The sequence below is a fragment of the Noviherbaspirillum soli genome (genome assembly GCF_015352955.1).
GTDB lineage: Bacteria > Pseudomonadota > Gammaproteobacteria > Burkholderiales > Burkholderiaceae_D > Noviherbaspirillum_A > Noviherbaspirillum_A soli.
In genome coordinates this window covers 1-11,078 of sequence record NZ_JACYOX010000074.1, presented here as the reverse complement: position 1 = coordinate 11,078, position 11,078 = coordinate 1, and the positions used below count along the sequence as shown (strand labels likewise).

The window sequence follows — 11,078 nt, the reverse complement described above, 5'->3', positions numbered from 1 at the left end:
TCCTGGAGCGCTTGCCGACGCTACCGGCCAGCCGTATCAGCGACTTGCTCCCGCATGGCTGGACGCCTGCCTAATTCGTCCATCTACCTCAGAAGGTTCCGGCAAGACGGGATGACTGGGCGCTTACTGCGCTACGAGTTCAGCGTCAAGATGTCGATCGTGACGACCTTGAAAGAGGGCTTGGTAGGTGCTAACAGAAATTTGTAAGTATTGGCCGGATTACCCACGTAAGCCCTTCGCCGGCCTGGAAGGCGCGGGCATCTACGCAGCAGTTTGAGCGCTGGTGCAACCAGGAGCATAAGCACCCACCGAACTTAAGCATGAAACGCTGCTCCTGGAACAAACCCGTAGTGGGGTACAAAGTGGGGTACAACGATTAGAGAAACAAAAAGGCCAATCCGAAGATTGGCCTAACTGTTTGATTCTATTGGTCGGGGCGAGAGGATTCGAACCTCCGACCCCTTGCACCCCATGCAAGTACGCTACCAGGCTGCGCTACGCCCCGACGAGGCACGGATTATAGCAGAGGGTTTTCAATCCGCGTATCCTTGCAGCATTTAAAACATGTCTTTTTCAATATTTATGTCCATCAAGATCAGTCATCACTTTGACGCCGGCGCCATCGAGGTAGTCAATGCAACTTCAGCAGAAGATATCCAGCTCAGGCTGCGCAAGGATAGCCATGCCGATTTCTCGCAGTGGTTTTATTTCAGGCTGCAGGGCGCGCGTGCGCTTCCATGTCGCATGCGTATCCTGAACGCCGGCGAAGCCAGCTATCCGGATGGCTGGGTGGGTTACCAGGCGGTGGCCAGCTATGACAGGCAATCCTGGTTTCGCGTGCCGACAACCTATGAAAACGGCGTGCTGGAAATCAGCCACCAGCCGGAACGCGACAGCATTTTTTACGCCTACTTCGAGCCTTACCCGTTTGAACGCCATCTCGACCTGATCGGCCGCGTCGCCTGCCATGAGCAGGTTCGAGTGGAAGACCTGGGCAATACCGTTGATGGACGCGACCTGAATCTGCTGGTTGTCGGCAACCCCGATGCAGCCAGCAAGGTGTGGATCATCGCGCGTCAGCACCCGGGCGAAACCATGGCGGAATGGTTCGTCGAGGGATTGCTGGATGCATTGCTGGATGCGGGCGATCCGCATTCCCGCGCCTTGCTGTCACAGGCCGTCTTCTATGTCGTGCCCAATATGAACCCGGATGGCGCTGCCCGCGGCAACCTGCGCACCAATGCCGCCGGCGCCAACCTGAACCGGGAGTGGGTGTCGCCCAGTCTGGCGACCAGTCCAGAGGTGTTTCATGTGCGTGAGCGCCTCAATCGAACCGGCTGCGACCTGTTCCTGGATGTGCATGGCGATGAGGGCCTGCCTTATGTGTTTGCAGCCGGCAGTGAAATGCTGGAAGGCTTCAGCGCGGAGCAGGCGGCCGCGCAGCAAACCTTTATCGATGCCTTCAAGGAAGCCAGTCCGGATTTCCAGGACCAGCATGGCTATCCGTCAGGGAAGTATCGCGCCGATATGCTGAAGCTTGCGTCGAAGTATGTGGGGCATCACTTCAAATGCGTATCGCTGACCCTGGAGTTGCCCTTCAAGGACAATGCGCAGCGACCCGACCCCGCAGTGGGGTGGAATGGCGCGCGCAGCGCGCAACTGGGCGGGGCATGTCTGAAGGCGATAGGGCGGTCGCTGAATGTCGTGAGCCAGGCGTGAGGCAGGGCTGCTGGTCAACGCGATAGAGTAGAGATGGGGTAGCGGTATCGATCACCATGCCGGGATGCATCCCGGCATGGTGAGGCAGCATCAGTGCAAATGACCTGAAGCCTGCGGCGTGTCTTCCGGCAGTTCGGCATGCACCAGTTCGCCTTCACGGTCGCAAAAGAGCGGTGCGCCGCAGTCTTCGCAGAACTCCATCGCAAAGCGTTCCTGGTGACGCATGATGTCAGTGATGCCATTGGCGCGCAGGGCCAGCACCAGTTGCGTGATCGGCGGCGGAATGTCCGCTTCCGCGCCGGCGGGCGGGACGGTAAGCGTCATGCCGACGCTCGCCGACACCGGCTCTTCGCTGTCCTCTTCCTGGCCATACAGCGGCCAGACGATGCCATAGACCACTTCCGCCTGGTCGCGCAGGGTGAAGCTGATGCGGTATTCATCCACGCGCATGTCGCCGCCCTCATCGCCGAAGGCGCCGATGATGGCAGACAGGCCGTTCGGCTCGATGCTCAGGATGTGGGTCAGGTAGTGGATCGCCGAATGCACCGACACCGGCCTGATGGCGCGGTCCGCTTCACGGCAGGCGACATAATAGGCTTCAGGCGCCAGCAGTTCGACACCGCAGCCGGGCAGCAGGCGCTCGATGGTGGGCTTGGCCTGCTCGCGCAATGCCTCGATGGCGCTCTGGCGCTGGGCGATGATGTCCTGCGCCGGCTCGGCGGTCTGCCATCGAAACAGCGGTCCTTCGGCCGGTGCGACGACGGCCGCCAGCAGGTAGCGGGTGTCGGCCAGGAAAGGCGCGGTCTCGGGCGGATTGGAGATGGGCTTCAATACCGTATTGCCCAGCGCGGCCTGAGCCATGCGCAGGGTCAGCGCATGGGTTTCGGCATGGGTGCGCGGCAGCTGGTCGATCGAGTACAGCATCGGCGCCAGCGCAACCCGGGTATCGTCAGCCAGCACATGGGCATGCAGCTGTGCGGCCAGGGTGATCAGGGTATCGCCGGCAACCGTGCCGGAAAAGATAGCGAAGCGGGTCCAGGCCAGCACCGGCAAGGCAACCAGCAGCGCGTCGTAACGCTTGCCATCGTGCTCGACCACGGCGCTGGAGCTGACCGCTTCGATCGATTCCATCAGCACGTCGTAGGCAATGGGGTCGGTGCTGAACAGCTTGTCAAGCGCGGAGTCCAGCGTGTTCTGGTGGTCGGTGCGCAGCAGCTTCTCGATCAGCATGTCCAGGCTGCGCTCCCAGGCCCGCTCTTCATGCCGGCTGCTGGCCAGGGCCATGGCTTGCGCCATGGCCGCCAGGCGCTGGCTATCTGCGGAAATACGGGGAGTGCGGGATTTGGAAGGGCGACGCATAGTCTGTGAAAGCTTTGATAACTCGGAGGGCTATTGTAGTGGATTCGACCTTTGGGGAAGGAAATAGTTTGGCGGGTTTTACCTTGCGGAAAACCGGGGTCTGCTGGATGGGCTGAAGAGATGATGCGGGCGCGCCGGAAGCGGGCGCTTTGAAAAGGGCGGCATGCACGAGCCATGCCGCCCTTAGGGTCACGCTGCTTATTTTGCCGCGGGCGCTGCCGGGGCTGCCGGCGTGGCGGGTGCGGCATGTTCGGTCATTTCATGGCCAGCGGACTCGCCGCGCATGTCGACCTTGTCGCCGGCCTGCATGATGATGAACAGGGCCAGCGCCGCAAAAGCGACGAATCCCACAGCGACTTTCCACATAGTCTGTCTCCTCTTTGTCTGGATAAAAATAAACGCCGGACGATGCCGGCGTTGGTCCTGACAAGAAGCGTAACAACACAGTCTTACAGCATGCTTGCAAGGCCGGGATCATTTCCCCGGCCTTGCTTCCTGGCCCGGATTCAGGCGGCCAGCAGCTGGCGCAGCACGAATGGCAGGATGCCGCCGTGCTTGTAGTAGTCCACCTCGATCGGCGTGTCGATGCGCAGCAGCACCGTGACTTCCTGGGTCTCGCCATTGGCGCGATGAATTACCAGCGTGGCTTCCTGCTGCGGCGTGATCTCGCCTTCCAGGCCCTTCAGGTCGTAGGTTTCGGTGCCGGTGATGCCCAGCGACTGCACGCTGTCGTCGCCCATGAACTGCAGCGGCAGCACGCCCATGCCGACCAGGTTGGAACGGTGAATGCGCTCGTAGGAACGCGCAAACACCGCCTTCACGCCCAGCAGCTGGGTGCCCTTGGCGGCCCAGTCGCGGGACGAGCCGGTGCCGTATTCCTCGCCGGCAAAGATCATGGTCGGCACCCCGTTGGCGATGTACTTCATCGCCGCGTCGTAGATCGACATTTCCTCGCCATCCGGCTGGTACAAGGTCAGGCCGCCCTCGACCCGCGAGCCGTCCGGCTTGGCCGGGATCATCAGGTTCTTGATGCGCACGTTGGCGAAGGTGCCGCGCATCATCACCTCATGGTTGCCGCGGCGCGAGCCATAGGAATTGAAGTCGGCCTTGAGCACGCCGTTGTCCAGCAGCCATTTGCCCGCCGGGCTGCTTTCCTTGATGGAACCGGCCGGGGAGATATGGTCGGTGGTGATGGAGTCGCCGAACACGCCGAGGGCGCGCGCACCTTCGATGCCGCTGGCGGCAGCCTTGGGCGCCATGTCGAAATCGTCGAAGAAGGGCGGCTCGGCGATATAGGTGGAATCCGGCCAGTTGTAGACCTCGCCGCTGGCCACGCCCTTGATCTGCTGCCACAGCTTGCCTGGCGCTTCCTTCACTTCCGCATAGTTCGCCGTGAATGTCTTCGGGTTCATCGCGAACTTCATCAGGTTGTTGATCTCGGTGCTGGTGGGCCAGATGTCGCCGAGATAGACGCCCTTGCCCTTGACCATGCCCACCGGCTCGGTCATCAGGTCGACATTCATGTTGCCGGCGATGGCGTAGGCAACCACCAGCGGCGGCGATGCCAGGAAGTTCGAGCGGATGTTGGGATGGATGCGGGCTTCGAAATTGCGGTTGCCCGACAGCACGGCGGAAGCAACGATGTCGTTCTTCGCAATCGCTTCGTTCATGGCCGGCGTCAGGTCGCCGGCATTGCCGATGCAGGTGGTGCAGCCGTAGGCGGTCACGCCGAAGCCGAGCTTTTCCAGGTAGGGCAGCAGGCCGGCCGCTTCCAGGTACTTGGTGACGACGCGCGAGCCGGGGGCCAGCGATGTCTTGATGTGCGGCGCAACCGTCAGGCCGGCTTCCACCGCCTTCTTGGCCAGCAGGCCGGCAGCCAGTAGCACGCTGGGGTTGGAGGTGTTGGTGCAGGAGGTGATGGCGGCAATCAGCACGTCGCCGTTCCTGACCTTGATGCCGTCCGCATTCTCATACACTGCGTCGAGTTCTTCGGCGCGCTTGTTGAAGCCGTTTTCGGAAACCGGCTTGGAGAACAGGTCGGCGAAGGTGTTCTTGACCTTGCCGATCTCGATGCGGTCCTGCGGGCGCTTGGGGCCGGCCAGCGAGGGCGCCACCGAGCCGAGGTCGAGCGCGACCACATTGGTGTAGTCGATCTCGCCCGAGCTTGGCACGCCGAACAGGTTCTGGGCGCGGAAGTAGGCTTCGAAGGCGTCGATCTCGGCCTTGCTGCGGCCGGTGCCGCGGAAGTAGTCGATGGTGGCTTCGTCGACCGGGAAGAAGCCCATGGTGGCGCCATATTCCGGCGCCATGTTGGCGATGGTGGCGCGGTCGGTCAGGGTCAGGGTTCGGGTGCCTTCGCCGAAGAACTCGACGAACTTGCCCACCACTTTTTCCTTGCGCAGCATCTCGGTGATGGTCAGCACCAGGTCGGTTGCGGTGCAGCCTTCGCGCAGCGCGCCGGTCAGGTTCACGCCCACCACGTCGGGCGTGAGGAAATACACCGGCTGGCCCAGCATGCCGGCTTCCGCCTCGATGCCGCCCACGCCCCAGCCGACCACGCCGATGCCGTTGATCATGGTGGTGTGGGAGTCGGTGCCCACCAGCGTATCGGGATAATAGACGCCGTCCCTCTGGTGCACGCCGCGCGCCAGGTATTCCAGGTTGACCTGGTGCACGATGCCGAAGCCCGGCGGCACCACGCCGAAGGTGTCGAAGGCCTGCATGCCCCATTTCATGAACTGGTAGCGCTCGTTGTTGCGCTCGAATTCCAGCTTCATGTTCAGGTCCAGCGCCTTCTTGTCGCGGTAATAGTCGACCTGCACCGAATGGTCGACCACCAGGTCGACCGGCACCAGCGGCTCGATGTTCTTGGGATTGACGCCCATCTTGTTGGCCACGCCGCGCATGGCGGCGAGGTCGGCCAGCAGCGGCACGCCGGTAAAGTCCTGCAGCACGACCCGGGCGACCACGAAGGGAATTTCATCGGTGCGCGGCGCATTCGGCGCCCAGTTCGCCAGTTCACGGACATGGTCTTCCGTGACCTTCTTGCCGTCGCAATTGCGCAGCACCGACTCAAGCACGATGCGAATGGACACGGGCAGGCGCGAGAGGTTGACGCCCAGTTCCTGTTCCAGCGCGGGAAGGGAATGAAACTTTCCCTTCTTCGCGCCGGAAATGGGGAAATCCTTCAGCGTATTCAGTGTATTGCGGGTCATGGCCTCTCCTTGTTATTTACCGTTCAAATCAAATTGACAATACCGCTGCTGGCTTTGTTTCCGTGTTTTCGCGTTTCCCGCTTACTGGATGCCCAGGCCGGGGGCGGCCGGTGCGTCGGACGGCTTCAATTGCTCGGCGCTCTTGCATTCATTGGCCAGCTGCTGGCCCTTCCTGGAGTCGAGCAGGATGCCCTTGGCCGGGATGCCGATCCACACCATGCCCTGGCGGCGGTTCTCGAAACGGTGCGCGCCGGTGGTGGTTTCCACGCGGGTCAGGCGCATCAGCCGCTTGTTCCAGCGCAGCGCGATGTGCTTGTCATCCTCGGCGTTGGAGAAGATCGTGACCTTGTCGCCCAGCGCGCAGTTGTAGTCCAGGCCAGTGCTGCCGGCGGTATCCGGCTCGCGGTCTTCCTCATCCGTTCCCTGCGCCGCTGCTGCGCCTGCCGCCGTGCCAGCCGCGGCAGCGGCTGCGGCTTTCTTCTTCGACGGGGCTTCCTTCTTCACCGTCTTGGTGGCCGCAGCCTTGCTCTTCTTCTTGCTGCCGGCGCTGTCATGGTCTTGCGCCGCTACGGTCATGCATGCGCCCATCAACAGCAGGGCGGTCAAAAACTTGCTCATCAATTACTCTCCAGGTTGCACCCGTGCATCCTCTTCCGATCTGCGATCTCGCGAGGGCAGGGCGCGTGTTTTATAAAAGTGATAGGGTGTCGGCCGTGAGCGGCAGGCCGGACAGCTTGGCTCGCTGCAGAACGGTCCAGTAATAGCGGTAGCTGGCACGGTCGTGCAAGGCGCCCTGATACTGGGTCGGGCCCCAACTGGCGGCGCGGGCGGCCAGCAATATGGCGGCCGCATCGTCGACCTCCGCCACCGGCGGCGCATATGCCGCCACGATGGCACGGATCTGGGACGGGTGGATGCTCCACATGCGGGTGAAGCCGAACTCGCGGAAGGCGCGCGCGGCATCCTGCGCTACCACCGAGCCGTCCCGGATCTCGGTGGTGACATTGTGGGAAGGGCATTTGCCATGGGCATGGCAGGCGGCGGCTATCTCGGTCTTGGCCCGCGCCACCAGCGCATGCTCGAACTGGCCCGGCGAGCGCATGGCGGCGCCGGGAATGGCGCCGTAGTGGTCCGAGACGAAATCCATGATGCCGAAGGACAGGCACTCGACCTGCGGCAGCGCGGCAATCTCGCGCACCGCGGCCAGCGCGCCATGGGTTTCGATCAGCACATGCACCGGCAGGCGCTCGCGTCCGGCGGCCTGCGCATGGCGCTCGATGACGGCCAGGCCATGCTGCACATCGGCCAGGCTTTCGGGCTTGGGCAACACCAGGTATGCAAGCCGTTGGGCGGCGCCGGCGCAGATGATGGCGGCGTCGCGTTCGAACCAGGGGCTGTGCACATCATGAAGACGGGCGCCGATGCGGCCGTGCCGGTTGTCCTGGCCGGCGATCAGCGAGGCGACCAGGCGCGCATGCGCTTCCTCGTCACCGGCGGCGGCGCCATCTTCACAATCAAAGGTAATGTCAAACAGGGGGCCAAGCTCCTGCTGCAAGGCCATGGAGCGGCGCATCAGCTTTTCGGAGCCGGCGTAGTGATCACACACCGGAAGGGATACCGGCTGACGCTTGCCTTGGAAGAGAACTTCGGAAGGATGCATGTAAAGCGACGCTTCAGGTGGTGGGCAAGGTGGTCAATTGTGCCGAACGTTAACGACGTTGCCCGCAGCGCCGTGGAGGCGGCTGCGGGCAGGGTGGTTCTTAGCCTACCAGGTGGCTCACGCCGTTACGCTCTTCCTGCAGTTCGTTCAGGGTGATGTTGATGCGCTCTTGCGAGAAAGCATCGACTTCCAGGCCCTGGACGATCTTGTATTCGCCATTTTCCGTGGTGACCGGGAAGCCGAACATGGTGCCTTCCGGAATGCCGTAGGAACCGTCGGACGGCACGCCCATCGTGGTCCACTTGCCGTTGGTGCCCAGCACCCAGTCATGCACATGGTCGATGGCCGCATTGGCTGCCGAAGCAGCCGACGACAGGCCGCGCGCCTCGATGATGGCGGCGCCGCGCTTGCCGACTGTCGGCAGGAACGTGTCCTTGTTCCATGCCTGGTCGTTGATCATGTCCTTGACCGACTGGCCGTCGATGGTGGCGTAGCGGTAGTCCGCGTACATGGTGGGGGAGTGATTGCCCCAGACGAACAGCTTCTCGATCGAGGAAACCGGCTTGCCGGTCTTGGCGGCGATCTGCGACAGCGCGCGGTTGTGGTCCAGGCGCAGCATGGCGGTGAAGTTCTTGGCCGGCAGGCTGGGGGCCGATTTCATCGCGATGTAGGCATTGGTGTTGGCCGGGTTGCCGACCACCAGCACCTTGACGTTGCGGGAAGCGACGGCGTCCAGCGCCTTGCCCTGCACCGTGAAGATCTGTGCGTTGGCTTCCAGCAGGTCCTTGCGCTCCATGCCCGGGCCGCGAGGGCGGGCGCCGACCAGCAGGGCGACGTCGGCATCCTTGAATGCGGTCATCGGGTCGCTGTGGGCGGTCATGCCGGCCAGCAGAGGGAATGCGCAGTCGTCGATTTCCATCATTACGCCCTTGAGCGCTTTCTGGGCTTTTTCGTCGGGGATTTCAAGCAGTTGCAGGATCACCGGCTGGTCTTTGCCCAGCATGTCGCCGTTGGCGATGCGGAACAGCAGGGAATAGCCGATCTGGCCGGCGGCGCCGGTGACGGCGACACGCATTGGGGCTTTAGCCATGTTGAATCTCCAAAGTGATAAAGAAAAGGGCGGGCGGGGGTAGCGCCGCTGGCAGCTTGGTTCAATAAGTTGCCTAAATCGACAGAACGCAATCATACCGTTGAAACCGGTCGACGTCAGCCTGCGCGGCTTGATCCGAATCGCAATGAACTGCGATGCGCATGTTTCCTGCGGTCAGCCCGGGCCGGTCGCCCGCGAGTGTAGGGGGGTGTAATATCCCTGTCAATGGTGGCAATAACTATCTTATATCTTATATAAGACATATATTTAAGGTTTTTGCTGGACGGCAAACCCGGTTTTATGGTGAAATCAACAGTTATGAGTTCCGCAGCCTCCAACCAGTCAAGCAGCAATGCGCCCGGCGCAGGGTCGGGGGTTGCCGTCAATGCTTCACCCACCTTCAGTCCCCTCTACCAGCAGATCAAGGCGCTGATCACCCAGAGCCTGCAGTCCGGCGAATGGAAGCCGGGCGAACTGATTCCCAGCGAAGTCGAGCTTGCCGCCCGTTTCAAGGTGAGCCAGGGAACGGTGCGCAAGGCCATCGATGAATTGTCGGCCGAAAACCTGGTGGTGCGCCGCCAGGGCAAGGGCACGTTCGTCGCCACTCATCACGAGGAACGCGCCCACTATCGCTTTCTGCGCCTGATGCCCGACGTCGGCGAAGCGCACCAGGCGGATAACCGCATCATCGAGGTCAAGCGCATGCGTGCTCCCGCCGAGGTGGCGCGCCTGCTCGACGTCAAGTCCGGCGATTCGGTGATCTTCATCCGGCGCGTGCAGTCGTTCGAAGGCGTGCCCACCATTCTTGAAGAGCTGTGGCTGCCCGGCGCGCTGTTTCGCGGCCTGACCGCGGAACGGCTAGTGGAGTACAAGGGGCCGATGTATGGCCTGTTCGAGACCGAGTTCGGCACTCGCATGATCCGCGCCACCGAGAGGGTCAAGGCGGTGCTGGCCGAACCCCAGGTGAGCGAGCTGCTGGATGTGCTGCCGGGCACGCCGCTGCTCAGCCTTGAGCGCGTGTCCTTCACTTATGGCGACAAGCCAGTCGAGGTGCGCCGCGGTCTGTACAGGACCGACAGGCATCACTACCACAATGAATTGAGCTGAACTGGCGTCATGCGCATTGCCGGCCGGGCAAGAGCGCGAGCTGCCTCAGGGCGGCGGATATCTGTGCGAGCGGCCATAATAACTATTGGTGTGCTGCACAAAAATCGGCGAAAATCGATGATTATTTGTTAGAAGAGGTGTTTGTATGTCAGAAGCCGCAAAAAAAAGCCGGCCGCAGTTCAGCAATATCCACGTCACGCAGCTGATGCACTACCGCCTCCCGCTGGCCGGCGTGGTTTCCATCCTGCATCGCATCAGCGGCGCGCTGATGTTCCTGCTGTTGCCCTTCGTGCTCTATTTGCTCGAACGCAGCATCACCTCTGAAATCTCGTTCGACTACCTGCGCGGCTTTGCCTCGCAGTGGTACATCAAGCTGATCATCCTGGCGCTGTCCTGGGCCTACCTGCACCACTTCGCCGCCGGCATCCGCCACCTGTTCATGGACATGCACATGGGCCTGAGCAAGGAAGGCTCGCGCCACTCGGCCGCCAGCGTGCTGGCCATCAGCCTGTTTTTGACCCTCCTGGTCGCACTGAAACTGTTCGGAGTGTTCTGACACCATGGCCATCAAGCACAACAACATCGGCTCCAAGCGCCTCGTCGTCGGCGCCCATTATGGCTTTCGCGACTGGCTGGCCCAGCGCGTCACCGCCATCGTCATGGCCCTCTATACCGTCATCATCCTGGTGACCTTCCTCACGGGCAGCAATTTCAGCTATGAAGGCTGGGCCGGCATGTTCGCCCGCCAGTGGTTCAAGATCGCCACATTCGTCACCTTGCTCGTGATGTTCTATCACGTCTGGGTCGGCATGCGCGACATCTGGATGGACTATGTCAAGCCCGTCGTCGCCCGCCTCTTGCTGCAAAGCGCCACCATCGTGTGGCTCATCGGTTGCGCCGGCTATGCGGCGCAGATTCTCTGGAGAGT

Annotated in this window: 10 protein-coding genes and 1 tRNA gene; 4 read left to right on the top strand and 7 right to left on the bottom strand. The window is 62.1% G+C overall.

Features of this window, described 5'->3' with window-relative positions:
• Positions 1-428: 428 nt before the first annotated feature.
• A tRNA-Pro gene (locus IGW04_RS24870) sits at positions 429-505 on the bottom strand.
• 77 nt (positions 506-582) lie between these two features.
• Between IGW04_RS24870 and IGW04_RS24865 the strand changes: the two genes are divergently transcribed.
• Positions 583-1,719 (top strand): M14 family metallopeptidase, encoded by a 1,137-nt coding sequence (locus IGW04_RS24865; protein ID WP_194715789.1) that lies wholly within the window; start codon positions 583-585, stop codon positions 1,717-1,719.
• Positions 1,720-1,809: 90 nt separating this feature from the next.
• On the opposite strand, the gene IGW04_RS24860 is transcribed toward IGW04_RS24865, so the two are convergent.
• The 6 genes from IGW04_RS24860 to IGW04_RS24835 all read right to left on the bottom strand — a co-directional run bounded on the left by IGW04_RS24860 (position 1,810) and on the right by IGW04_RS24835 (position 9,043).
• Positions 1,810-3,003, bottom strand: a complete 1,194-nt coding sequence (locus tag IGW04_RS24860) for a DUF2863 family protein (protein WP_407672184.1) — start codon at positions 3,001-3,003, stop codon at positions 1,810-1,812.
• A gap of 273 nt (positions 3,004-3,276) precedes the next feature.
• Positions 3,277-3,444, bottom strand: a complete 168-nt coding sequence (locus IGW04_RS24855; protein ID WP_194715787.1) for a hypothetical protein — start codon at positions 3,442-3,444, stop codon at positions 3,277-3,279.
• A 140-nt stretch (positions 3,445-3,584) separates the two neighbouring features.
• The gene (gene acnA, locus IGW04_RS24850) at positions 3,585-6,293 is read right to left on the bottom strand and encodes an aconitate hydratase AcnA (RefSeq protein ID WP_194715786.1); all 2,709 of its coding nucleotides are present in this window, start codon (positions 6,291-6,293) and stop codon (positions 3,585-3,587) included.
• An 81-nt stretch (positions 6,294-6,374) separates the two neighbouring features.
• Complete coding sequence (locus IGW04_RS24845; RefSeq protein WP_194715785.1) at positions 6,375-6,911, bottom strand: hypothetical protein; 537 nt, start codon at positions 6,909-6,911, stop codon at positions 6,375-6,377.
• Between the two features lie 70 nt (positions 6,912-6,981).
• Positions 6,982-7,953: an HpcH/HpaI aldolase/citrate lyase family protein gene (locus IGW04_RS24840; RefSeq protein ID WP_194715784.1), complete on the bottom strand. Its 972-nt coding sequence runs from the start codon at positions 7,951-7,953 to the stop codon at positions 6,982-6,984.
• Between the two features lie 100 nt (positions 7,954-8,053).
• On the bottom strand, positions 8,054-9,043 hold the full coding sequence (locus IGW04_RS24835; protein ID WP_194715783.1) for a malate dehydrogenase: 990 nt from the start codon (positions 9,041-9,043) through the stop codon (positions 8,054-8,056).
• A gap of 318 nt (positions 9,044-9,361) precedes the next feature.
• On the opposite strand from IGW04_RS24835, the gene IGW04_RS24830 reads away from it, so the two are divergent.
• From IGW04_RS24830 to sdhD, 3 genes are all read left to right on the top strand, one after another.
• On the top strand, positions 9,362-10,150 hold the full coding sequence (locus IGW04_RS24830) for a GntR family transcriptional regulator (protein ID WP_194715782.1): 789 nt from the start codon (positions 9,362-9,364) through the stop codon (positions 10,148-10,150).
• A gap of 145 nt (positions 10,151-10,295) precedes the next feature.
• Positions 10,296-10,706, top strand: a complete 411-nt coding sequence (gene sdhC / locus IGW04_RS24825) for a succinate dehydrogenase, cytochrome b556 subunit (RefSeq protein ID WP_194715781.1) — start codon at positions 10,296-10,298, stop codon at positions 10,704-10,706.
• Between the two features lie 4 nt (positions 10,707-10,710).
• A partial coding sequence (sdhD, locus tag IGW04_RS24820) for a succinate dehydrogenase, hydrophobic membrane anchor protein (protein ID WP_194715335.1) occupies positions 10,711-11,078 on the top strand: 368 nt, incomplete at its 3' end.